General features: G+C 50.4%; 19 protein-coding genes. 9 read left to right on the top strand and 10 right to left on the bottom strand.

Annotated features, from left to right (window positions below; genetic code table 11):
• The first annotated feature begins 98 nt into the window (after window positions 1–98).
• From HG66A1_RS15515 to HG66A1_RS15480, 8 genes are all read left to right on the top strand, one after another.
• Window positions 99–1,055 (top strand): hypothetical protein, encoded by a 957-nt coding sequence (locus HG66A1_RS15515; protein WP_145185677.1) that lies wholly within the window; start codon window positions 99–101, stop codon window positions 1,053–1,055.
• A gap of 2 nt (window positions 1,056–1,057) precedes the next feature.
• On the top strand, window positions 1,058–1,303 hold the full coding sequence (locus tag HG66A1_RS15510; protein ID WP_145185674.1) for a hypothetical protein: 246 nt from the start codon (window positions 1,058–1,060) through the stop codon (window positions 1,301–1,303).
• 90 nt (window positions 1,304–1,393) lie between these two features.
• The gene (locus HG66A1_RS15505) at window positions 1,394–1,615 is read left to right on the top strand and encodes a hypothetical protein (protein ID WP_145185672.1); all 222 of its coding nucleotides are present in this window, start codon (window positions 1,394–1,396) and stop codon (window positions 1,613–1,615) included.
• Entirely contained in the window at window positions 1,566–1,940 is a 375-nt protein-coding gene (locus HG66A1_RS15500) for a hypothetical protein (protein ID WP_232106847.1), read from the top strand. The genes HG66A1_RS15505 and HG66A1_RS15500 overlap by 50 nt, the downstream gene beginning before the upstream one ends.
• Window positions 1,941–1,987: 47 nt before the next feature.
• Entirely contained in the window at window positions 1,988–2,311 is a 324-nt protein-coding gene (locus HG66A1_RS15495) for a MoaD/ThiS family protein (protein WP_145185666.1), read from the top strand.
• 1,088 nt (window positions 2,312–3,399) lie between these two features.
• On the top strand, window positions 3,400–4,059 hold the full coding sequence (locus HG66A1_RS32020; RefSeq protein WP_197997160.1) for a Mov34/MPN/PAD-1 family protein: 660 nt from the start codon (window positions 3,400–3,402) through the stop codon (window positions 4,057–4,059).
• Between the two features lie 46 nt (window positions 4,060–4,105).
• A complete protein-coding gene (locus HG66A1_RS15485; protein ID WP_145185663.1) occupies window positions 4,106–4,765 on the top strand; it encodes a ThiF family adenylyltransferase in 660 nt (219 codons plus the stop codon).
• Window positions 4,766–5,144: 379 nt separating this feature from the next.
• Window positions 5,145–8,618 carry an AAA domain-containing protein gene (locus HG66A1_RS15480; protein WP_145185660.1) on the top strand — a complete coding sequence of 1,158 codons (3,474 nt, stop codon included), beginning with the start codon at window positions 5,145–5,147 and terminating at the stop codon, window positions 8,616–8,618.
• Window positions 8,619–8,683: 65 nt separating this feature from the next.
• On the opposite strand, the gene HG66A1_RS15475 is transcribed toward HG66A1_RS15480, so the two are convergent.
• The 4 genes from HG66A1_RS15475 to HG66A1_RS15460 all read right to left on the bottom strand — a co-directional run bounded on the left by HG66A1_RS15475 (window position 8,684) and on the right by HG66A1_RS15460 (window position 11,842).
• Entirely contained in the window at window positions 8,684–9,205 is a 522-nt protein-coding gene (locus HG66A1_RS15475) for a hypothetical protein (RefSeq protein WP_145185657.1), read from the bottom strand.
• Entirely contained in the window at window positions 9,202–9,513 is a 312-nt protein-coding gene (locus HG66A1_RS15470; RefSeq protein ID WP_145185654.1) for a hypothetical protein, read from the bottom strand. Before HG66A1_RS15470 ends, HG66A1_RS15475 begins: the two co-directional genes overlap by 4 nt.
• A gap of 62 nt (window positions 9,514–9,575) precedes the next feature.
• The gene (locus tag HG66A1_RS15465; RefSeq protein WP_145185651.1) at window positions 9,576–10,439 is read right to left on the bottom strand and encodes a hypothetical protein; all 864 of its coding nucleotides are present in this window, start codon (window positions 10,437–10,439) and stop codon (window positions 9,576–9,578) included.
• Between the two features lie 548 nt (window positions 10,440–10,987).
• A complete protein-coding gene (locus HG66A1_RS15460) occupies window positions 10,988–11,842 on the bottom strand; it encodes a hypothetical protein (protein WP_145185648.1) in 855 nt (284 codons plus the stop codon).
• A 256-nt stretch (window positions 11,843–12,098) separates the two neighbouring features.
• On the opposite strand from HG66A1_RS15460, the gene HG66A1_RS32815 reads away from it, so the two are divergent.
• Window positions 12,099–12,287, top strand: a complete 189-nt coding sequence (locus HG66A1_RS32815; RefSeq protein WP_145185645.1) for a hypothetical protein — start codon at window positions 12,099–12,101, stop codon at window positions 12,285–12,287.
• Between the two features lie 389 nt (window positions 12,288–12,676).
• Here the strand turns inward: HG66A1_RS32815 and HG66A1_RS15450 are convergent, their stop codons facing one another.
• From HG66A1_RS15450 to HG66A1_RS15425, 6 genes are all read right to left on the bottom strand, one after another.
• On the bottom strand, window positions 12,677–13,333 hold the full coding sequence (locus HG66A1_RS15450; protein ID WP_145185642.1) for a hypothetical protein: 657 nt from the start codon (window positions 13,331–13,333) through the stop codon (window positions 12,677–12,679).
• Window positions 13,334–14,212, bottom strand: coding sequence for a hypothetical protein (locus HG66A1_RS15445; protein ID WP_145185639.1), 879 nt, complete (start codon window positions 14,210–14,212; stop codon window positions 13,334–13,336). It lies immediately after the preceding gene.
• A 344-nt stretch (window positions 14,213–14,556) separates the two neighbouring features.
• Window positions 14,557–15,135: a hypothetical protein gene (locus HG66A1_RS15440; protein ID WP_145185636.1), complete on the bottom strand. Its 579-nt coding sequence runs from the start codon at window positions 15,133–15,135 to the stop codon at window positions 14,557–14,559.
• 731 nt (window positions 15,136–15,866) lie between these two features.
• Window positions 15,867–17,075 carry an ankyrin repeat domain-containing protein gene (locus tag HG66A1_RS15435; RefSeq protein WP_197997159.1) on the bottom strand — a complete coding sequence of 403 codons (1,209 nt, stop codon included), beginning with the start codon at window positions 17,073–17,075 and terminating at the stop codon, window positions 15,867–15,869.
• The gene (locus HG66A1_RS15430) at window positions 17,066–18,085 is read right to left on the bottom strand and encodes a hypothetical protein (RefSeq protein WP_232106846.1); all 1,020 of its coding nucleotides are present in this window, start codon (window positions 18,083–18,085) and stop codon (window positions 17,066–17,068) included. The genes HG66A1_RS15435 and HG66A1_RS15430 overlap by 10 nt, the downstream gene beginning before the upstream one ends.
• A gap of 426 nt (window positions 18,086–18,511) precedes the next feature.
• Window positions 18,512–23,800, bottom strand: a complete 5,289-nt coding sequence (locus tag HG66A1_RS15425) for a M56 family metallopeptidase (RefSeq protein WP_145185627.1) — start codon at window positions 23,798–23,800, stop codon at window positions 18,512–18,514.
• Between the last annotated feature and the right edge of the window lie 25 nt (window positions 23,801–23,825).

Raw genomic sequence — 23,825 nt, 5'->3', positions numbered from 1 at the left:
CGGTCACAAATAATTCACATAAATTTACGCTGCAACGCTGCCTGCTCAATTGAGATCTGGCAGCGTTTTTCATTTCCACCAGCCACAAAGGAGTCCTCATGAGTCATTCCATGCTTGAAGAACCACAGACCGAACCAACGCACAACACGGCTTCCATGCGATTGCAGAGCACGATGGCGGCTGCCCGGCTCAGTTTCACCTGGCTGGGCGTACGTAAGTCTCTGACAGCCCCGCAGAAGAGCCAGGCTGCGGATTCATTTGGTGCTGAAGGAAAGTTTCTGTCCGCTGGCAAAAAACTTCTGGATACCTCGCATCCGGCCTTCAAAGCCGTAACAGCAGTACGCGGACGTGCGGTGGCCTACTGGAAAGGAGTTTCACTTCCCTATCCGGAACCCGGCATCCGCTTGATTAAACAATCTGACATCCATGAATTTGATCAGCGTATGTCCGGTTTTCGAGAGGAACTGAACGAAGCGGTAACCAATTTGAACCGACACTTTGATGAACTGCGGTCCGCTGCCCGCAACCGACTGGGAGAGTTATTCAATCCGGCCGACTATCCGCATTCGTTGATCGGCATGTTTGACATTGAACATGATTATCCTGCGGTGGAACCACCACGTTATCTGCAACAGCTGAGCCCTGAACTCTACGAACAGGAGTGTCACAGGATGCAGTTGCGTTTTGATGAAGCGGTTCAACTCGCAGAACAGGCGTTCTTGGATGAGCTCACGAAACTGGTCGACCATTTGACTGATCGGCTGAGTGGGCAGTCTGATGGTAATCCCAAGGTATTCCGGGACACAGCCATTACCAACCTCACCGATTTCTTTGCGCGCTTTCGAAAATTGAATGTCCGTTCCAACGAACAGCTGGATGACCTGGTAGATCAGGCACAGCAGGTTGTGGGGGGCATCCATCCGCAACAGTTACGGGAGAATGGTACTTTGCGACAGCAGGTCGCCACGCGACTGGCGCGAGTCCAGTCCTCGCTGGATGGTCTGCTCATTGATCGCCCGCGTCGGAATATCCTGCGAAGCCCTCAGGAGGAGTAACCATGGAATTGATCATCAATCAGGCGGGATTGGTCCGTTGCATCTATACCGAAACGATTGACCTGACTCAACTAGGGGCACTGGTGATCAATCGTGGATCTTATGTTGAACCGGCAGCGGACGGGCAATGGACGGCCGACCTGTCTCCGGTTAACGGTCCCCTGTTGGGGCCGTTCTCGCGTCGTTCTGGTGCGTTGGCAGCAGAACACGACTGGCTTAATCAACACTGGTTGTTTTCCAGCCCGTGATGTAATTCTACCTCGTCTGGTGCGGGGTGGTTGTGTATTTCTCACGACCATCCTGTGCGGGTGGTCGTTCTTTTTTCCAAGGAGTTAACGATGACCCAACAAGACCTGGACAATGCTGTGGCCTCAGTCACCGGTGAAGACATTCATGCGATCCGAAATCGGGGCTTCAGTCTGGCAGATCCACTGAATGTGAACTTTGATCCGGAGCCGGATAATCAATCACCTCAGATCATGGATTGGGATGCCTGGGAGCTGGAGTCGAATGTCTCTCTGTTTTCACAGCCGTTCGGCAGATTCCCGGGACTGGCCTGAAGGAACAGACATCAAATATCACACTCATTTCCAGGGAATCATGATGATTCGACAGAACCAGCGTTCTTTCACAGCGGGACAGATTACGGCAACGTCTGATGTCCTGCAACAAATTCCTGAATATGAAGTACAGCGGGCTCTGGCCCGGCACCTGTCCGGAGACTGGGGAGACTGCTGCCTCGAAGACTGCGGTGCCAATGAAGCAGCCCTGCAGACGGGGGGCCGCCTGTTTTCTGTCTACCATACGGCAGGCGGTATCAAATTCTGGATTATCACCGAGGCAGATCGTTCGGCGACCACTGTGTTGTTGCCGGAAAATTACTGAAACTCAACCACAACAGCAAAGTGGTGTTCTTGAACAAGGAAATACATATGCAGATCTTATTCATCAACAACGACGGCTCAGGTTTTGCAGATCAGATTCAGATCGCAGAAGGCATGACAGTGGAAGCCCTGTTTCAGCAGCGGGTTTCACACGGCCGTCCCCAGGACTACCTGATCCGCGTCAACCGTCAGCCGACCACCGCCGACTATATCTTGCAGGAGGGCGATCGCGTTTCGATCACACCTGTGAAGATCGAGGGGGCGACATCTCGACAGATTATAAATGTTTATTATCTACCATCATCTCTTCAATACGGGCCCCCATGGGAGCCCGACAACGTCTTAACAGCCATATGCTCATCACCGCTCTGACAAGTAGTGAGGAGATTCGTCCGACCTCTCGCTGACCCCGGAATGAGTGGCAGAGACGTTGAGTTTTATCAGTAATTACTTTCACGGAGGTCACTTGCCAGAGCAGGTGACCTCGTTTCTTTCAAGGAGATGCCAGATCATGAACGGATTACACTCGCGGCGGCTTTGGATCAGGGCTGCTGCCAGGGTTCGGGAGCAGTATCAGTCGCAGGCGACTGCTTTCCCAATTGTTAAATCGCCGCCAGTAGATCACTGGACGCGGATTATGCGTCTCTCGCGGTTGCTGACGAAAGCCCAGCAACATCATTATCCAGCCGCCTTCGAGCGTTGCCTGGAGCAATACAAAGACAATGTCTCCCGTTTAATTCATGAATTAAATATGTACCACCGAGAGCTTGTCGCCCTCAAGCGACCAAAGGGACTCCCATCCCTGAGTGAGTTGACTGCGGAACTCTGTGCATTGCCAGATGAATTCGATGAAACCCGTATCGAGTGGTCAGAACAGGAAATCGTGGTCCGAACGCCGGAAGTGGTTCTGAGTCAAGTCAACCTCGGTGAATTTGAAATCCGGCTCCGTTGGAGCGAGATCGGTGCCCCCCAGCCCTATCGGGTCATCTCGCTCTCTCAAACCGGCTCGGATGACATCCATCATCCCCATGTCCAAGGAGACATGCTTTGCGAAGGCGAGGGGAAAATCCTCCTCAGCTATACCTTGGCAGAGGGGCGTCTGGGGGATTTCTTCCTGCTGGTGCAGCAGATCCTGCGGACCTATAACCCGGCATCAGCGTATGTTCCTCTGGAAAACTGGTGGAATTCATCCTGCGCTGACTGTGACGATTCGATGTCCGAGGAAGAGAGTCGTCCCTGTTCCATCTGTGAACACCAGATCTGTGAATACTGCCGTCGTAACTGTACTACTTGCGGCGATCACCTCTGTTCCAGTTGTGCTGACACCTGTGAGACCTGCCATAACACGTTCTGTCGCGATTGTCTTTCTGAATGTGACTCTTGCAGTGATTGCTTTTGTCGTTCCTGCCTGTCTGATCAAACCTGTTCATCCTGTCTTGAAGAATCTATGGAGAATGAAGATGCCACACCCGAGAACCCAGCCCCTGACACGACGCCTGTTGCAGCGTTCCCGGCGGAAACGTCCGAAGCAGCGCAAAACACGTCCGCTACGGTTCAGTCCGTATGCCTGGGCCAAGTTGATCTACCTGCGTGACCGGGGACCGACCGAAGTGGGTGGTTTTGGAATTACCGAACCGGACGATCCGAAATTCGTCCAAGACATCGTACTGGTCGAGCAAACCTGCACCGACATCACGGTCGCCTTTGACGATACTGCCGTCGCCGATTTCTTTGACGACCAGATTGATGCAGGACGGCACCCTGAACAGTTTGGGCGGGTCTGGATACACACGCACCCTGGTAATTCCGCTCGCCCCAGTCAGGTGGATGTGGAAACATTCGCCCGTGTCTTTGGGAACTGTGACTGGGCGGTGATGTTCATACTCGCCCGTAATGGAGCCACTTACGCAGAGTTAAAGCACTCCGGCAGATCGAAGGCGGAGAAACTGTCTGTCGGCGTTGATTTCAAACCGCAGTTTGCTGCCAGCAATCACAGTGCCTGGGAGGATGAGTACCGTCAGAGTGTTCACGAGGCACTGCTGTCCCCACTCTGGGGCCTGTCCGAATGGTTTGAGGATGAAATTGCCTGTTCGGAGCAGTGGCCCGTTTTTCCTATCTGAGCAATCCCGTTTACATTCATACTTCGAGTTAGAACCAGGAGAACACATGAATCTTGTATCTGATCGTTTTGTCCGCCAGTCAGACCTGGTGCCGATGGAGAAACTCAAACGATTGCCTGTCACGGTAATAGGAGTAGGGGCTATTGGGCGACAGGTGGCTCTGCAGCTGGCAAGCCTGGGAGCACAGCGGTTGCAGCTGATCGACTTCGACCAGGTTGAGCCGACCAACATCACCACCCAGGGCTATCAGGCACCGGACCTGGGGCAGTACAAAGTGGAAGCCACAACGCGGGCATTACGGGATATAGATGCCAGTCTGGAAGTAGAGCAGACAATCGATCGTTTCCGTCCAGGGAGGGAGACAGGAGAAGCAGTATTTATTTGTGTGGATTCGATCAGTAGTCGAACCGCAATCTGGCGATCGTTGCGACATCAGTGTGCGTTCTGGTGCGACGGACGGATACGGGGGGAGGTGTTGCGAATCCTGACGGCCGTTGATTCGAAGTCACGGGAACACTATGACTCCACTTTGTTTTCCCAGGGAGAAGCACAAACTGGTGCCTGCACTTCCCGTAGCACCATCTATACGGCCAGTATCGCCGCCGGAATGATGCTGCACCAGTTCACCCGCTGGCTGCGAAATATTTCTACTGATGACGATATGACGCTCAACCTGTTGGCTGGAGAGACAATATTAGACGGATGAATTAGCATTGTGGCCATTGGCAATGCATGAATCACAAAGGTGAAAACAGGCAGGCCACCCTCTCAGGTGGCCTGCCTGCATTTTTTTATCTATCAGTTTACCGTCTAAAATAGTGGGAAGGTTAATCATCGCTGAATTTTGCGATGGAAGGATAACTGGGTGCTCTGTACCAGAACCATTCTTAAATCTTCAAGCCGGTTATTGATATCGCAACTCAAAAATTCCGGTTAAGAAATGGTATTGTAGATTTTCGTGAAATAGCAGCAGCCTGCCCGAGTGGATATACTCTCGGAGAGGAATTCGGTATGTCCAAAAACGCTAATTCATCGTCATCCAATACCTGATTCCTTATATTCACCTTGGGGTTGAGAATATTTAAATGGGCGATTTACTCTACATGCTGTTTATATTGATCGTGCTCATGGTACGTCTCGTACTGGTGCCGCTCATTTGCGCAGTGTCCTTTCTAGTCGCGATTTTAGTGAAAATGCTCTACTTCGTCTGGACTCGTGGTCGGACTAAGATTGTATTCTTATGGATTCCGCAATGGCGAAGACGTCAATTCCAGGAAGTCTTTGATGCTTCCATGAAGGCAGTGGATCAAGGCAAGCAAGCAGCGGAGCTATTACCTGAGGTGTTCGCTAGTGACTCTCGTTCTTGGTGGGCTATCCTTCGACGCAACCGATACCGCTGTCCTGAAACTGGCGAGCCACTGTGTCCGACGACCAAGAACCCAAATTTCTGGCTCCAATTCATGTTGCTGGTACGCGGCGCGTCGTGGATGGTATTTGACCAAGACTACTTTCCTGAAGGGAGTCGGGCGGTCCTTAAGATTACCGATCGCGATGAACTAGGAAAACAAGGTATTGTTTCGATCGGCGAGTTGTGTGGAGTTAGGTGCGAACTTCGCGAATCCAACGCCGCAGGGTTACTTGTTCCTACCATGAATGTTGGTGATTCTGTGTTGGTCGAAGTAGTGGAGTTTCGAGGACGTACCTGCGTCGTTTCGCTGGTCGACCGTTCTTGTTCGCCATTAATCGACAGGGTGACGACTCAAACATCTAGACGTGAATTCATGGTGATTGCGTCCCCATGGATCTACATGGAGCTGGGATTGGTTGAGGCATTTGGAACTCAAGTACTTCGAGTTGAAGAAATTCGTTTGCCCAGCCTGTCATACATGCCACGGGCACAACAAAAACTTCACCGCCTGGTCATCCGAAATGGTAGGCAGCACGACGCGAAAGACTTCATGTTAATCGGCCTGGACTCACCAGCGGCGCCAACCTGTGGCCCGGTGCCAGATGGCTATCCAACCTATCCAGAGTGGCAGTCACCGCGAGAATTTACAGTCTTGGCAGCAATTTCATCTTTGTTCGCAACTTTCCGTGTTCTTTGGAGAAATAGAAAAACCCACCAAAAGTTGTTCAAACAACTTCGTGAGCAAGAAGCCGCAGTCGAAGGGGGGAATTTGGTTCGGTTTGCAACCTTAGAAGATTATAACAAGAACTATCCACAATATTTTTGGTCGTTTAAGCATAACGAAACAAGATTACAGCACACTGGAGCATCATCAGGTTCGGTCACCCATCTTCAGGCCAGCCAGAAAAAGTTTGTTAACAAAAACGAGGAGTATTACCGCTGGCTCAATACCTGGTCCAAAAAAGAGCCGACGCAGTTCCAAAATCTGGCTAAGGTTTGGTGGCGCAAACGTACTAAGCCACAAAAAACAAAACTACTTTTTAATCGTTTTCGATCCTATCTTCTTGGGCATCTGACGTCCGCGCAGCTAGATCACCACTTCGGGCAATTGGATGATTACCTTGCTATTCAAGAGTTGGTCACACAGGAAACAGCCGAGGAAGAAAAGTTACTCAACCTCGCTGTTGAAAACACAGGGTATGATGGAGTAGTTGTTGCAAAGTGCACAGGGAAGCGTGACTGGGAAGCAGGCGATTCGGTCGTACTTTATAACTCAGTGCAGGTTTCTGTAGCTGGCGCGGTCGTAGCTCAAGCAGACCAGCGAAAGCTTTGGATGAACCTCGTGTGGGGAGATGCACGACAAGCAAAACATCTTATGAGGACATCGGACGACATTTCGGTACGCACTCAGAGGGAAGCGTTGACCCAGGTTCGCACTGACGCATCTATTAATAACTACGTGAGTGGTAACCTGCAATCCTGTGGCGGATGGCTGAATTTTCTTGGAAGTTTCCGTAAGAAGCCGCTCACTCTGCACAATAAGCATATCGAAAATAATGCATCTGCTTTAACTGCGTTGCAGCGAAGTATGAGTGAGTCTAGCCGCGTTGCTATGGTCCAGGGGCCACCTGGCACTGGCAAGACGACGTTCATCGTCGAACTTGTTCTACAACTTATATTGAAAGAGCACAAAAAAGTACTACTCGTTTCGCAAGGGAATCTTGCAGTAGACGAAGCGCTGGAACGAATCTCAATCGCCACAGATCGAGTCTTAGCCGTTCGTATTGGCAACTTTAGCAAGATCTCAGATTCGGTCAAAAAACTCCATTATGACTCGCGAGATATGGAATCTAAGGTCAGACTGAGGCAGCGACTGGCTGCAAAAGGGATATCCACAATCCTTCGCCCCTGGGATTATGGTGGATTATTTGGCTTGGTCAAGAACGAAATGATGGCACGGGAAGCAGCGGCTGCCGAGCAAAAAGAATGGGACAGCCTTGCTTCGCATGTCGACTTGGTTTGTGCTACTTGTGTCGGAATCGGCACTGGTCGGGCAATGCCTTTCGGCGACCTTACCTACGACGTTGTTATCTTAGACGAAGCGAGTCGTGCAACACAAACTGAAGCAATGATCCCACTTAGGCTCGGCAGACGCTGGGTCTTGGTAGGAGATCATAAGCAGTTGCCGCCGACAATGTTCCCCGACTTGAAAGAGCACCTGATGAAAGCTGGTGTGAATCCCCTACATGGATCAATCAGCCTGTTTGAATTGTTACAGGGAGTTGAAATCAAAGAACCCAATTTTGAAAATATATTTAAGGTTCATTCAAGTAATCGAGCCATTCTGTCTACTCAGTATCGGATGCACCCTACGATCGCGCGTCTAGTGAGTGACGTGTTTTACGACGATCCAGAGCTCATCCAGTCCGGCGGCGACGCACTCCATCGCGGATTACCCTTCGCTCCTTTCGATTCACCTATTTGCGTGGTTGACACTCGAGACTGGCCACGTCAGAGAAAGCCCAAACTGATGGAGATACCATTAAACCAAGAAATCCGTGGCGAGCAGAGAAAAACAAGTCGCAGTCTCTGCAATCCACTTGAGGTCGCGTTGGTAGTCGAAATACTTCAGCGGCTTGCCGAAGCGTCCAAGCAAGCCAATCACAAAATTCTAGAGCGTCAAAAAGAAAAGGGGCAAAAAAAATCAGTTAAAATCTCCTTCGCGATCATTACTCCCTATAGCAATCAAGTATTTCAGATTCGGGAGGCAATCGGTCACATTCGTGATTGGGGGCTTCTGCATCTTGAATCCGACTCTGTTGCGACGGTTGATTCATACCAAGGAAAGGAGCGGGACATTGTTATCTTCTCCTGTGTGCGAACGTCAAGAAGTGGAAAAGCAAATCTAACATTCCTAGAAGATCTACGTAGATTGAACGTTGCATTCTCACGAGCAAGGCATAAGCTGATCTTGATTGGTGATAGTGCTACTTTGCAGAATGCGGATCGCAGTATCATGAACAAAAATGGGAAGAAGGTCTTCGAGCGATTCCTTGACACAACATTCAACGACGGAAACATTCAACATGTATGGTCAGAACCTGCTGAAATGGATAAAGCGTATGGCCGTGACCAACATAACACGAGTTAATGCGTGCAGCCCTGTGCTGTCCTCATATTGGTTTGAGCTTGGTGGCGACCTTGAAACTATTAACTCTATGCCCTATCTTGCTGCGGTCTGTAAATCCTGAGATCCGGCTGAAGGTGTTCGCCGGGCAGCATTTTCTTGATCTGGCAATACTGTTTGATTGCTGATGTGTATCTGCGTTGTGCGGATTCAAGACGTTTTAACATCAACGTGCTCTGGCCAGCCGTTCTGTTAGTGGCGTCAGCGTCGACGCTCATCAGATAATGCATCTCCAGCCAGGTCGCTCGAATCACGTCTGCCAACATCTTCCCCAAGATATGATCAGAGTCCCCCAGGATTTCCTGTTTGAGTGCAGCCAGTTTTTTCTGCAGTGATTCCTTGACCAGGGAGTCACCGTTCGCAATCAGTGTAATCCACGCTTTCTCGGCGATCTTCGCGACGTCTCCTACTTCATCCCAGATCTGAGGTTGCTGATCGAGAAACTTCCGTAACAACCTGAGGGCGTCCAGGTTCCCGGCATTCGCCTTGTTGATAACCGACTCCAGGGCTTTTTTCTCAAGCTCACCGGGGGTTCTTGTTGGTTCCGTCATACTGCTCTCCGTTTTCTCCATTCATGCCCTTTGTGGAGGTAGTAGCCAGCATTGATAAGAATCGCCTTGTGCAGCAGCGTGACAAGTGATGCCAGCTCAGCAGTGTCTAGAGTTGCCCGCTCAGACTGGAACAGTATGGCCTCCCAGTGCTGCCGGTCACGCTGCTGCTGCAATCGACGTGCACGATCCTGTTGTTCTGCTTCTGCCCCTTTTCGCCCCCGGCCCACATAGATTTTCGTCGGTTTACCGTTTACACGTTCGCTTCTGTAAAAGTATGCGATCCCGCTCTCCTTAACGTCCCAGCTCATCGTAGTTCTCCATGGTGGTGTCAACGATTTTTTCTGTTCTCGGAACCTTATGATCAAGTGGGCTAAATCGGGTTCGGTGCCCCCAACTCCAGTGATCGCAGCCGCTCCTGAATCTTGCGGATTTCTCTGACTGGAGAACGTGAGGCTGTACTGTACTCTTTCCGTTCAGGTGGCTGGCTTTTAATCTTGCCTTTTAAATACTGATAAACGTACTTGATGCGGTCTTTTTTGTATTCCTGTAAAGCACTACTTTTTTCTTCTTGAGTCTGGAGCAGATTAATCAGCTGGGAATAGTACGCAAACTCATACTCCCATTTGCTTTCGGGCTGAAAGTTCGGGAAAATACATTCTGCTATCACTGCCTGCAGTCTCAGGTCTACACTGGAAGTGGGGCGTAAATAAACACTCAGAGTGGGCTCATCATCTGGCCTGAGTTCATCGTAGTAAGACTGGATCACATGATTTAATCCCAACGATTCTCCCATCAGACCAAACCAGTTCCACATCTGCCGCAGGTTGTGGTCTTGATAACCGTAATAATGTGGCTTACCGACGGCATACCTGAGTTTCCAGTCAGAAGCTTTAGGGAAATCACGCACGCAGAAAAATAGATCGGCATAAACCTGAACCAGTTCCGGCGTGTATTTACAGAGCTCTGCAATTTCGGCATCTGTCTGCCCGACCAGAATCCTCGCTTCCAGTGCTGCACGCCTCAACCCGTCTTCCAGAAAGATCTGTCTGGAAGTATGCATCTCGGGGAATTGGGACGAATCCCCGGTTCTGAGGTAGGTTAATGCATCCCGGGTTACCTGGTCATCAGGTATTTCGTCGAGGGCCGGTTTATTAAAAAGCTGTTCTGCAACTTCCCACCTCCAGCAGGGAGGGGTAAACGGATCCATTTTTACAGTGGCGTTAGTTCTAATCATCTTAGATTCCTTTCTAAGGTTAAGGTCGAATTCACGAATTACTTTTTCGACTTGAATACGATCAAGTCAGATTATATGTCACAGGGAATCTGCTAACCAGATGTTGTCACGTATCAGGCACCTGTCTGCCCCTCCAAGGTGGGTAGACAGGTGCGGGTATTTGAATATGTTCTGGATGTCCTATGGTATTCAGACACGCTCCTGGCCGACGAGGACGGCTTATGAGGCTGATCGCCTGAAACAGGGACGAGGTGACCAGGAAAGGCTTATCTACAGCGGCACTGACACGATCCTTCGGGTTCTGATGTGCTTGCCGTTATACCGGCCATGGTATTCCTGCAGACGCCCTTCCTGGTCACTCAGTTCCGCTTATGCGGATTTCTGACCTCGTCCGACATGTTCTTTGTTTACCCTGGTTGAGGTAATGCTACTTCTATTTGCCGATCTTCTGGTCACGCTTCATACATTTCTCCTGGCTTATGCACTACAAATTTTGGGATTCCCCAGTTATGACCTGGAAAACAGGGCGGCATAGGGGGACTCATGGCTTAGGTACTGGCAGTCTTCTGTAAGTCCAGCATTCGAAGAATATTCTCTATCTCTTCAGTCGGAGATTCTTTAATAGGCAGATTGCAATCCCAGACGGCGGTTATCACTTTCAGACCTGAAGTCAGGACACCATAAGCAACTTTGATCTTGTTATGATAGTTTTGGGATGGGGGTGTCTGCAGTTCTTCAGATATGGGCAACTCCTGAATGAACTGATAGTATCGCAGAAAAACATGATCCCACTGATACAGTGGCGGGAAGTATGGTGTCACACAGTCCGCGATCATGGCCTGTAAGTCAGAATGAACGTAGGAACCGGGATGGAGATAGATGGACAAGCCCGTGTCATCAGTATGTTCGAGTTCTTCGTAGTAGGCCCAGATGACTTGGTCGAGTACCTCAGGTACTCCATGAAGGGCAAACCAGGCCCAGAGCTGTCTGAGATGGTGATCCTTAAAACCTGTAAAGTGAGGCGGCCCCACCGTGTGCTTAAGCAGCCAGTCGGAGGGCGTGGTCCGATGTCGCACACTGAAGAATAGTTTTTCATAAATATCAACAATTTCCTGCGTGAGATCGCAGTGGACGGCGATCTCTGCATCAGATTGTCCTACCAGAATGCGTGCTTCCATCTCAGCACGGCAAAGACCGTCTTCCTGAAAGATCTGGCAGGCTTCATAAATTTCTGGGTACTGGGCTTCGTCCTGGGACTTTAGATAGTCAACAGCATCCTGAGTGATCTGATCTTCCAGGATCTGATCCGCAAGCGAGGATTCGCTGATTTCGCAAGCCGTATTCCAGCGCCAACACGGCGGTGCGAACATGTTCAATTGAGGGGGTTCATTCGTAAGCGACATTTTTTTCTCCTTGTTAATGTCTACTACAAATTGGTCAGGCACTTTTGACTTGGTAAAGTGCAAACCCACATTGTATGACAGGTGAGCAAGACCAGATAGATGACCTCTTTGAGGGGGAGCGTTTTAGAACCTTGTTTATGCGACAAAAATGGCCGCATATAGGTTGAAAATTATTTTTAGTTTTTTTTGTAACCTTCTTCTCAAGTAGTGAATTCGAAAATAATGTTTTCAAGTATTCAGTAAAAGGACCAGATCTATGAAACTAAAACGCTACACAGAGGAACAAAACAACTTCGAAATCCGCAGCATGAGTCAGGTACTGGGGAGCAGAGATCGTCTGGAAGATGGGAATCACAGAGGATACTTTTTCCGCTCTAAGAAGATGTATGCCGGCCTGGGCATCGCTGATGTCTACAGGCTGAAACAGTTGGAAAAGGAAAGCTGAAAGCTCAAATAACTGGTAGCTGACCTGAACCTGGATAAGTGCATGGTCCAAGACGTTCTCAAAAAAATATTAAGTCCGCTCGTTATCGTGTTCTGGTGTCAGAACTTCAGGTTAGCGTCAAAAGTGGCATTTATTAGAATCCGTTTGAAGTCTGTTTTTGGATTCAAAAAGCGTTATTTAGATTCAGATAGCCCAAGCCGTGTTATACGACGTGGGCTATCTGCGAATCAGATGTTGTCAGTTTGAAGAGGCCGTCATACTACCCGGATGAAGGGACGGATAGCAGTGATTTCCCGAGCCTTGTAAAACACTCAACTTATCCGATCCCACCACCCGACATGTCATCGAAATCGAAAGAGTAAGTATTAAATTCTTAAAAGTGCTTTAACTTATTCGCTTTGTACGAGAGAACGGCTCCCTTCAAGGTCAGGAGCGAACAGGTTACAGTAAGTATCCAAAGCCAATTCTCGAAAGCCTTCGGGAATGTGCGAGCCCCATACGGCATCGTATTCATCTCTTAGTGGCACGTACTCAAGCACAGCATTCACAAAATAGTCTTGTGTCATGTATGAGAGTCTTTCCATTTGAGATAAAAGGCAGTAACAAAACAGGGGGGACAGTTCATCTTCCTCAGTAACTAGAATGTAACTGACTGCGCTCTCTAAAGTGCATGTGCTAAATCCCATCTTACAATTTATTTCAGTTCTGGCCTTCTGAATTTGAGATCGCAAATTTATGACCATCGTGTTTTCAAGCTTATCAGCTTGTTTGTTATGATATTTCTCATATCTTTGAAACGCCTTTTGGCCAAGTAGCTCCCTTGGGCTAGGAGACCTGTATAGTTTCTCTGATGAATAAAACTGTGAATCGATGAACAATCCCATTGGAATGATTTGAGACGTCAGGGCCCGCGCTAATTCATACCAAATCTGATCATCGCCTTGTCCAGTGGTAAGATTTCTGCGTATCCAATACTGAAATCGCAATTTTTCAGCGAATTGTTTCCAAAGGTTCTGAGGGGATGGGAATGTTTGTTGATTAGTCATTTAGGTCCAGTCCTTTAAAATGTGATAACAAGTGTCAGTCTTTATGAAGTAACAGTTCAATCTTCCTTGTGTATGAACGCTTATCAAACCTCCTTTCTTGAGCCACACAACGGCTCGTTTGACCTGATCGTGAGTTAATCCCGTCTTCAAGGCCATGTCTTTCTGCTTGACGCAAATCCAGCGCCGATGCTGTTTCCGGAGAATCTCAGCAGATGCTGCTGCCAGATCTTCCGATATGCTGGGACTCTGGCTCGATAACTCGTTCAAAAACAGCATTATCCTGAGTGCAGACGGATCGCTAACGATTTGCATAAGCTGAATCGGGGAGAATGGAGGCGTCCGATCAGTTTTCTCCTCAATGCCCGATTGCCATCCGGAGTCATGTAAATACCTCAGAACAGACGCATAGCGTTCAATACATCTTGGCTGGCCATTTACATTCCACCGAACCTGACAATCACTATTCGATCTATTCAGCAGGAAATCTGCATTGTGCATGATCAATCCCCCCCTGATGCGATCGTAGGGGAAAATCATCCCGACTGGTCGTCCTCTGTTTTCAGGTGAAGCATCAAGCAGGCATTCTTCATATTTCTCAGCAACTATCATTTTCTGAGGCTTGGTCAACACTTTGCCCGGTCTACAGGAAGTGTGATTTATTAACTTGTATAGATTCTCATAATTTAAATGGATCGGCATATTCCAGAAGGTGGATCTGAACCCCTCGAAAGTAAGCCGTTGCATTGGACAGTCTGAGGCAAATCCAGACTTACGAACTCGCGATGTACTATCTTCTAAGCCAAGCACCTCAAGGGTGAGGGAAACCATACGGGTTTCTCTTTTGATCGCGTCTCGCTCATTATCATCTAAACCAAACATACATCTCTCCTGTCGAAATTGATTCTCGACCAATTCGCCAAATGGCGGTTTGGTCTCCGTATCCTGGTGATCGGGGTAAACACCAGGAGAAAGCAGATCTTATATTTGTTCTTCTTTCTCCCGATCAAATAATGGGATCCCGGCACATTGACGGCGAAGCCGAGATGTGCCCTGTTTCTGAGTAAGTTTTTGTAGGAACTCTTATGTAAGGTAACTCTTAGTTATGTTTCCGCCATTTGGCGGGTTACCTGCTGACCAACCAGACAGAGAGCGGTTTCCAAGTTGCCATTTGGCAGGTTGGTGAAAGCAATAGGTGCTGCAGGCACACCTTTTGACTAAATCAATCATTTCTCTTCTTCCCTTACTTTTTGATATTTGCTGGCGATCTTTTCCCAGTTGACCCAGATATGACGCTTTCGGAAGCCGCCGAACATTTTTGTCTTCCAGTCGATTAGCCCAGAAGTCTTCAACCGCTTGAGTGATTTCTCAATCTCGTCCTCTGTTCGACAGAGTTGTTCGCCGAGCTCTTTTGATGACAACGCATTCCATGTGAAATAAAGATCCTTGTCCGGTATCGGTCGTTTGCCTGACTTTCTCATCCAGTAGAGAATCTGTGCCAGTGTCAGAGCGTCGGCAGCATTTCCGGTTATGGACAACACCTCTTTGGGGACGAAAGTGCCACGATCCACATCTTCTGGATCGCGCTGATTAAGGAACTTTTTACGAGCCTCCTCATTCAATGTGTTCTGAGGGGTTTCCCCTTTGTGGAGGGATTTGGACGCACTTCCGTACTTGTCATCATCATCGTTCCTGCAAAGATCATTGAAGGTTTGAATCGATGTTCGAGGGGATAACTTTCGAGAGGTGCGCTGCTTTTTTGCGGTAACATTCGACTTTCCGTGGTCCGGGTTTTGAGTTAACATAGTCCTTGCTTTCTACGAGCGTCGGCACTTGGTTTTGCAGGCTTGTGTCGACGTTTATTTTTTATAAATACGATTGCTTCATCTTCGCCTTCAGAGCTGTTCTATTACACGATGATGAATGTAAATAATGCTTTTTAGATTCTCCCAGATCCGAGAATCTTTTCCCATGATGACTCATCCACTCAATTTTCCTTTGACTGGCGGCAACAAAGTCGAAGCGGTTTTGGCATCGGCGATCACGATTTGTCTCGCATAAGCTGCCATGCTCCTCCGATTCAGAGCCGCGGCAACTCTGATTAGATCGTGTTGGTCTTGTGAAACATAGAACTTGACCAACTGTTTGGAATTCTCTGCATTACTCATTTGAACTTTCCTCTGGCGTGTTCGAATGTGGTCTTGAAGCCCCCTTGGCTCCAACAGACCTTCAGCATGACTTTCAAAACCATAATCGCGAAGATCAATATGGCATCGTCAACGAGTATTCGGCTGTATGACCTACTCTAGTAAGGGGTTAGGTGAAATGAAAAAATATTTTTATGGATTAAAATAAAATTTCTAACATCCCTGTCTCTCTCGATTAATCAGGTTGCTGCTGCTACGCATCGATGCAGTCGAATCCTGCACTTTCATAATAGACCTATGTGTGCACGCTGCCTGGGATACTGAAAGACAAATCAGGGGGGAATGGGGTTGGATGGCTATAGCGAAGACTGAGATGAATTCCCGGCTGACTATTCAGTACTGAGTTGATCGATCAGTTCATCCAGCTGCTGGCGGTTCTCTTTGGTATGTTTTTTGATCGTGGGAGTTTTTAGCAGAGTCTTGATGTCCGTTCTCGAACACCCTTGATACTTTGACATGATCCAGGCGAATTCCACGGTGTAGTCAGCAGTCATTTTCAATAGTGACCGGCGAGCTTCTGTGATCTCGCCAGTCTCGGCAGGTATCCATTTCCCGCCGTACTTCGCCAGCAGATGAATTAGTTTAAGCTTGTTGCGTGCAGTCTCTGTATCATATTTCCTGCCATGATCGTCCCTGGAGCTGTATCTCATGAACATGCACGAGTCCAGTGAAATCAGCAAGGATTGGATAGCAGAACAGCCTCCATTGTCCTGCTCGTTCGGATTCATTCCCTGTTTGAGCAGATCATGGATCAGGTCGTAGCCTTCGTCTCTGTCGGCGTATTTCAAAATTTCGTAGACCGCTGGATGATCGGGGCTTATCTTGACCTGTTTTAAGGAGAATACTTTGTAGTTTCCCCAGAGTGCTGCAAAGCCGAGGGCGGATAGTCCACCATCTTCGGGATCGATTTCTCTGCCAGGCTCAGATTCACCGGGGGTAAACGGGTCAGCGCCTGCCCACAACAGTAGTGAGACCCACTTCAGGTTTCCTTCCTGGCAGTGATGGCGCAATGCCACATTAGCCTGTTCCGGAAAGCTGGGAAAACGCTCCCGGTATTTTTTGAATATCCGAAGTGCGGTCCGGGTTCGATTACACAATGCAGTCGCCAGTGGCATGCCTGTTTCCACGTCGGCACCGTTATCGATGAAATACTCCATGATTTCAGGTTGCCATGACTCAAAGACTTCATCCATGTCGATCTTGGACGCCTGAAATCCGTGATCTGCGATCAGCTTTACCAGGTCCAGCCTTTGTTTTGAGATCGCCAGCCTCATGGGACAGTAGCCATATTCAGTGCCGATCGAGGCCCCCCCTTCCAGCAGCACTTCTACCAGACTGTGAAAACCACGCTCTATCGCGTACCGTAGCGGGGTATGTTTTTGATTACCTCCATTGGCAGGGGCTGGGGGATCGACTGGCCTGTTCTCAATGATCCATTCCTGGACCTGGAACACCTTGCCCTCTCTGCAGAGTTGGACCAGGGGTTCAATTTCTTCACGTGACTGTGCCAGACGGTACCGAGTCGGTGTTAGAACCACGATCGAGGCTCCTCCGGGATATCGAGGTCGAGGATCGAAGACGGAGACTCTTTGAGTGGGTCCAGGCGGTCAGCCTGATCTTCGGCCCAGGACAGCCATTGCTCCAGTTCAGGAGATAAAGTAATAGCCCCTGAACTGGATTTGTTCGATTCACGTATGAAGTCCAGGTACTGCCGAATCTCACGACTGGTTTTCCAGGATCTGGCTTCCTGAACCAGGCTATTTACCCGTTCCTGTTCCTCAGCCTGTTGTTGTCGCAGCTCCGCTCGCTGTTGTTTTTCTAACGCACGTTGTTCGGCGGCTCGTTTGTATTCTCTTTCACGTTCTTCATCCTCGAGTCTGACTTCTCGCTTGCGAGCGGCAAATTTGACTAAGCCGCTGACGACTTTGTTTAAGCAGTCTTCGACCCTTTGTTTTTTGGCATCTCTCCATTGCTTGCGATAACTACTTATTCGATACGAATTCGGTTCATCGATATAGATAGATAATTCCCCTGTGGCGATCTCGTGCGTCACGTAGTTTTTATAGGCAAATTGGTAAGCACCTGTGAGGTCATGTTCTTCAGGTAGTTCCTTCGTGACTTTGATACGTTCCTTGATCCCAAAAGCAACAGATTCCCCGAAGATGGAAACAGTGGGGCCCTCAGAGACGGTCAGGTCTCTCAGCTCCAGTGCTTTAATGACTGCATCCATCACTAAAAACGCACGGTGAAGGCAGTTTCGAGTGACGCTGATGTTCAAGGATGGATTTTGATCAGGAACCAGGATTCCAGCATCACCTGCTTGAGCTCCGATAAATTCTTCCTTCGTTGTGGTAATCAGCTTATGGGCACCTCTTAAACTGCTGGCAACTTCAATTTTCTTCTCAGGCTTTTCTTCTTCCGTTTCACTTTTTTGAATCTGCCCGCTCAATCCTGATTTTTCGTAGCGTTCTGGTTCTACATAGGAAACGATGATTTGGTCGTCATTATCGCCTGGAGGGAGTGGTGTTTGTGCTGGAGCTTTGCCCACTTCTTTCTTGGCCCAGTAACCACGTGGGGGGCGGGGGATATCATGGCGTTTACAAAGCTTTGCCAGCCCGACGTCAGAAAGTCCGAATTCTGTTGCCAGGCGAGACGCTGGGACGGACCAGACTTTTTCGTATAGTTGCTGCCGGGAGAGCTCTCTGTCTGACATAATACTAACACCGTTACAATTATTACTGAAAAGGTGTTGTCTATTTTGCCAACTGTGCAGCAACAGTCAAATACTTTCTGCGGTGTGGGCAGTCCTTAACAGCCCAGCCACCTGTGAGGCTCTCTGAGGTAATATTGGGTAACTTCAGGTTACTCGGGATTTTTCAGCGTCCGCGTATCGGGCCAATTTCAAAAGTGATTATCAAACTAGTCATAACTCACATTTGGGAGAAAACACATCATCTTCTGCTATGAGAATTAGTTATTTTCCGCAGCGTTTTAAGGCCCACGTGGCATGTTGCCTGGTATAACGCTCTAATTGGTCTGTCACCGTTTCCTGGTCAGGTTCCGGTTGGGCAGCCAGCTCTCGCAATCGGTCGATCGCATCTGCCTGGCCCAGCAATCCAAGTCCGATGGCAGCAGAATCCCGCACGTTTTGTGATGGATCATGCAGCAGGCCTTGCAGTGGTGCCTGGAAGGCTGTACTCTCGGAAAACCCGGCCAGTCGACAGGCCAGTGCAATCGCAGCCGGAACATCGTCCTGCTTGCCGCTGAGAATCTGCTGCAGCCCATCCCGGTAGTTTTTCATTTCTCTGTGAAGCCTCTGGCTGTGTCCGTCCCGCCGGAATTGTCGTTCGATTTCTCTCACGTGTTTAAAGTAAATGCCCTGCAGACCAATCTCCCTGATTTCTGCATATCGACTTGCAAGTAAATCCTCTGGTGGGAAATCCTGGAAATGGAAGCCAGTAAACATTCCCCATGTACTCCCCACGGGCGCACTGGTTACGACCGAGCGGTGGCCCAGCAGGAGCGACGTGCCTGTCTGGCGGTCGGAATTCTGCAAAAGAATCCGAGACTGCTGGGAGCTGACGGGAGTTTGGTATGTGCGGAATGAATCTGAACTGGTACCTGAAGCTACCACGGTCCCATCGCGTAGCAGTACGCCGGTGATGCGGACCGTCTGTCCCGTGTAATAGGTTGTGCTCAGGATCTCTGGTGTGATGACTGCCCGTTGTTGCTGATCGCGGTGAATAGAAAATGACCTCACCCGCGTTTCCGATGATGCCGATCCTCCCAGGGCCCCGCGTCTGTCTGGTGAAGCAGCATCGAAGACGGGCGGGGGCACAAGGCTCGTCTGATCAAGTTGAAAGGGAACGACTGCGACCTCACGCTGTTCCCTTTTGACCAGGGTCTCAGCGCACGTCAGTGGCTCAGCTGTTTCCCCGGAAAACCTTGTCAACGTCCAGTAGCGGGCAATTCCCAGTGACGGATACGACCGCAGGCTGCAGCGCATTAACTGCGTGTTGTCTGGTGCCGATTCCACACGAACATCCCCCAGGGTGGTCCATGAGGGGTGAGTCCAGGGCTTCGTATAAGTGGCGATGGAGGCGGAAAGCTGGTCTCCCGTCTGAATTGGCGCTCGTGCTGTCAGTTCGTCCCAGGGGAACCAGGGGAGTTTTCTGGTCGAATCGGGGGCTTGAGATTGCACCACCTGCTGAGGGACCTGACCGTCGATCAAAATATCGCTGACAAAGACGTCAGACTGATTGTCCTGGTTTGCTTCCCGATCAAACAGCCATAGTTTTCCGTCGAGCACCTGAAAACGCAGGTCCAACCCGGAATCTGCGATCTTACAGAGGATCCGCAGGGGGACAAACTGTCCCGGAGCGGCTTCCACGTAGTCCCGGAACTGAATTTCCATGCCAGCAGACCGTTCCACCAGGGGAAAGCCGGTTTCAGCGTCGACGACCAGGACCAGGTCTCTGCCCGTTGTTTTGAAATACCCTCCTTGATAGGAAGCACGGCCGGATTGATAAGCGAGACCTGAACCAAACCTGTGTTCAAATTGAGGGCCGTTCAAGCCCAGTACCTTCACCGGGCGACCGTTCCAGTTCGCAGAAAACTGGATTGGTATTTTCCAGCGCTCAGGATGACTGCGGAGACTGTCCAGTGCCAGTGTCAATGCAATGCCACGTCCGATCATCGGGTTGTCACTGGGGAGTTCCCGCGGTCCTTGTTCGTTTTTGTAACAAAACTGGTATGTGGCCTTGGGGAGCGGCGTCTCTTGAGAATGTAGCCAGAGTTTCTGTTGATCCAGAATTGGCTTCAATACCTGATCGGCAGGGCGGTTGCTGGCAATCACGGCTGATTCGGGAACCGTCGCTGAATACAAGGGGAGCTTATCTTCGTCATACAGCACCAGCATTAAATTGGTGTCACTGTCGAGCGTGTTGTGGTTCAGAGACGGAAAACTGAGTTCCACAGTCGGGGCCGTCACAGCCCCCGTCCATTCGCCCGGTTTGCTGAGCGACTTGTTCACCGGCATCCATTTGAGCGACACCGGCCGGAATTGACTCTGTTCTGAATCCGGTGTTCCTTGGAACGTATACGTCGCACCCAGTTCGAAGGGGGTCAGCCCTCGCAGCGCCACCTTGTTTTTGGATTCCGTCCTGGCTGTCATCTCCTGATGTCGCTTGCGTGCCTGTTGCACCGCAGCCTGCAACGCTTTGGACCCGGCGTTGATTTTCAAATCAACGATTTCTTCTTTCTGCGCGGGCTTCCCCGGAAAATGGGAAGTGCCGCTGGTTAAGATCCAGAGCCCCTCCGGTGTGACTTGAAAACGCTGGTCGACGTGAAAACCTTCTTCGGGAAAGTTGATCTTAATCTGCCGGGGGGCCTGCTGACCTGTATCTGTGGTGATCCAGTCTGTCAGATCGATTTCTGCAACCACATTTTCATCAATAAAGGCGACTTCGCGAACGATGCGGTTCCGGTCATCGATGGTCAACAGAGACCGGGTCGCAGCCACGTCATGCATGTAAGCCCAGGAGGTTGTCTCAAACATGGCACCCGCATTAAGCTTCGCCCGTCGGCGAGCATAAGGGACCGGCCGGACATCGATCAAACGGTGCTTGTCGTCCTGTTGATAATCGGCAACGATATAATCATTCGGGTTCCGCCCCCAGTCGATCGCCGTGAAATTCAAACGGGTACCGGAGAGATGCCTCAGCATATCACGTCGCACCAGTTCCCGGGCGGAGAGCTTGTTGAAACGTTGTTCTTGCATGATCTCTTCAGCCGAGCGATACCGCGGATAGGCCTGCGCGTTCGCAGCCATAAAGGATGAACCGTCGGGAAGTTTAATCACCGTCCAGCCAGTTCCATAAACATCAGAACGATCCTCACGGTTGACAACTTCTACCTGGAATGTTCCTGCCTGATCCCATTGAAATCGTTCATCGAGTCGTTCGGGGGACATCCGATGCATGAACTCGATGGACTGGACCCCGCCCAGTTCCGGGTTCTGCCAGAGACGGTTGGCTTTGAGGACGACTTCCGGATTGAATTCAGCGACTCTCCGGGAAGCGGCTTTCTGCTCCGTCAGCATTTTCCGAAGTTCAAGGGGCAGGGCAGGCCAGTCTTTCGAAACAGTGCTTTCCGACTCCTGGACAGCTGCATGCTGATCCGTTTTCTCATCTTTCAGAATCAGCCGGTGAGGTAACCACGTCGCAGACCGCGATTTTTTGAAAACCCGCTGTAACGAAGTTCCATTGATACGAGCAGCCCAGATTTCGGCTTTCCTGTTGTGATCACTGCCGGGCAGAGGATCATGCGTGAGTTGAGTCCAGGAAATCCATTCTCCATTGTCTGACCAGATGGGATGCACGCCTCCGGTGACGAACAGATATCTCAGATCGCGGTCAGACTGGTTGATCCCGGGGGGACTGACATAGTTCATTTCACGGGTTTGCGTGTCCCAGATGCCAATCCGACCGTCGGCGGGGATGCCCCCCACCCAGGAACTCCCTCTGGTAAATTGAGTGGAGACAGCAATATACCGACCGTCAGGCGACCAGGCAGCGCCTGCACCTTGGGCCCCGGTTTCATCAATGTCTCCTGTCTGCACATCAACCACAAGCAGTGGAAAGCGAATACTCTTGCCGGAAGAATTACCAATGGCCAGCTTTTTCGAATCCGGAGACCAGGCAGCCCTGGTATTCAGTCGATTCTCGATCAGGCAACGGGTTCTCCTGGTCGATCTGTCAAAACAGAACAACCCGTATTTGGTCTTACCATTCGGGCCGGTAGATCTGCCTGTAAAGGCAATCTGTAGACCATCAGGCGAAAGAACTGCATAAGAGTTGTAACTGGGCCGACACTCCGGCGGTAAAGCGGTGTGGGGTGCCCCGCGCAATTCCGGGGTGACTGGTGGGACAGTTTTCGCTGATGAGTTGGAGTCCGCAGCAGAAGATTGTCGGGAGGGCTCGTCCGGATTTGTTTGCGCGGTTTGAGGTGGGGGCGTCTGGCTGACCGTTCTGCCCACCAGCAGCAGCGGACTGCTCAGCGCCGCCAGGACCAGGATCAGCGAAGTCCTGGCAAAGGCTGAGTGGGAGCGCAGACGCCGGGATTCGATCAGTCGCAAGCGGGATTTCAGTTGCCGAATGGAACCCGTACCGCCGGTTGCCAACTGGGTCTGAAACTGTGCCTGAGCCACAAATCCAGCCGTTTCTACAATGGCGCGGGTATATTCCTCAGCACTCTCAGGCCAGAGTGTGAGTACCTGGGCATCGCAGGCCGTCTCCTCGGCGGCGCGGAGACGGGAACGGGTCAACCAGACCAGCGGACACCACCACCAGATCACGGTCGCAGCCAGTTCCAGCCAGCGGATGAGATAATCACGTCTGCGGAGATGGGAAAACTCATGGGCCAGCAGCAGGTTGCGGGTTGTTGATTCCTGCAGAACCGAAAGCTCTGCAGGTAAAACGACCTGGACTCGCCAGATTCCCGACCAGACCAGGGGCGGGACCGTGGCTTGCAGCATCCGGACGGTCGGCACCTTTCGCAGACCGGTGCGGGCGGCAATCGCTTCCACAGCAGACTGAATTTCCGGAGTGACAGGCTCTGAAAGGGGGAGCAGTTTCGTAAAAGCCCGAATGGAGAGCAGGGCTCTGAGCAGCACGATCAGAGAACCAACTGCCCAGAGGACGCATAAACTCCAGGCAATGGGAGACGCATTCCAGAGAGCAGCATCCCGGGGATGCACAGTAGTCGCGCCTGCAGCAGGTTGAGTCTGACCAGGCATAGCGGCAGAGGAACGTAGCGCGGGGGGCTGTGCAGTAGATAACTTCGCCTGCTGTTTCACAAGCGGAGGTTTACTCTCCGGTTTACTGGCCGATGCAACTGTGTCAGCGGAAGCTACCTGTGTATTCGCGGCTCCAGGATCAGGAAAACGCTCAGCATCCTCCAGCTGTCGGATTTCAGCCTCTCCAGGTTTGATGTCGGTTGGATAGTCAGCGGGACTGGTATTCGCGATGGAAATGTTCGGGATAGCTGACTGAGACGGTGTCATGCTCGCAGAGGGAAATCCGGGAACCCCCAGCGGCAGAAAGGGGGGGATGACCAGCCTGAGCAGGACGACCATCCAGAGTGCATGTTCGATCGCAGGCCAGCGTTGCCGAGTCATGCGGCTGAATAATTCTGCGATCAGGCACAGAACGGCAGCGACTGTCAAAATGCTCAGAATAACCTGGGTAGCTGACTCGAACCACATCTGATAACTCCTTGATACAAACTTC

The organism is Gimesia chilikensis (assembly GCF_007744075.1).
Taxonomy (GTDB): domain Bacteria; phylum Planctomycetota; class Planctomycetia; order Planctomycetales; family Planctomycetaceae; genus Gimesia; species Gimesia chilikensis_A.
This window is presented reverse-complemented; position numbering and strand designations above follow the sequence as displayed.

Coding starts and splice junctions, on each gene's coding strand:
- HG66A1_RS15515 (WP_145185677.1), top strand. CDS start 99: ATGAGTCATTCCATGCTTGAAGAACCACAGACCGAACCAACGCACAAC.
- HG66A1_RS15510 (WP_145185674.1), top strand. CDS start 1,058: ATGGAATTGATCATCAATCAGGCGGGATTGGTCCGTTGCATCTATACC.
- HG66A1_RS15505 (WP_145185672.1), top strand. CDS start 1,394: ATGACCCAACAAGACCTGGACAATGCTGTGGCCTCAGTCACCGGTGAA.
- HG66A1_RS15500 (WP_232106847.1), top strand. CDS start 1,566: ATGTCTCTCTGTTTTCACAGCCGTTCGGCAGATTCCCGGGACTGGCCT.
- HG66A1_RS15495 (WP_145185666.1), top strand. CDS start 1,988: ATGCAGATCTTATTCATCAACAACGACGGCTCAGGTTTTGCAGATCAG.
- HG66A1_RS32020 (WP_197997160.1), top strand. CDS start 3,400: ATGCCACACCCGAGAACCCAGCCCCTGACACGACGCCTGTTGCAGCGT.
- HG66A1_RS15485 (WP_145185663.1), top strand. CDS start 4,106: ATGAATCTTGTATCTGATCGTTTTGTCCGCCAGTCAGACCTGGTGCCG.
- HG66A1_RS15480 (WP_145185660.1), top strand. CDS start 5,145: ATGGGCGATTTACTCTACATGCTGTTTATATTGATCGTGCTCATGGTA.
- HG66A1_RS15475 (WP_145185657.1), bottom strand. CDS start 9,205: ATGACGGAACCAACAAGAACCCCCGGTGAGCTTGAGAAAAAAGCCCTG.
- HG66A1_RS15470 (WP_145185654.1), bottom strand. CDS start 9,513: ATGAGCTGGGACGTTAAGGAGAGCGGGATCGCATACTTTTACAGAAGC.
- HG66A1_RS15465 (WP_145185651.1), bottom strand. CDS start 10,439: ATGATTAGAACTAACGCCACTGTAAAAATGGATCCGTTTACCCCTCCC.
- HG66A1_RS15460 (WP_145185648.1), bottom strand. CDS start 11,842: ATGTCGCTTACGAATGAACCCCCTCAATTGAACATGTTCGCACCGCCG.
- HG66A1_RS32815 (WP_145185645.1), top strand. CDS start 12,099: ATGAAACTAAAACGCTACACAGAGGAACAAAACAACTTCGAAATCCGC.
- HG66A1_RS15450 (WP_145185642.1), bottom strand. CDS start 13,333: ATGACTAATCAACAAACATTCCCATCCCCTCAGAACCTTTGGAAACAA.
- HG66A1_RS15445 (WP_145185639.1), bottom strand. CDS start 14,212: ATGTTTGGTTTAGATGATAATGAGCGAGACGCGATCAAAAGAGAAACC.
- HG66A1_RS15440 (WP_145185636.1), bottom strand. CDS start 15,135: ATGTTAACTCAAAACCCGGACCACGGAAAGTCGAATGTTACCGCAAAA.
- HG66A1_RS15425 (WP_145185627.1), bottom strand. CDS start 23,800: ATGTGGTTCGAGTCAGCTACCCAGGTTATTCTGAGCATTTTGACAGTC.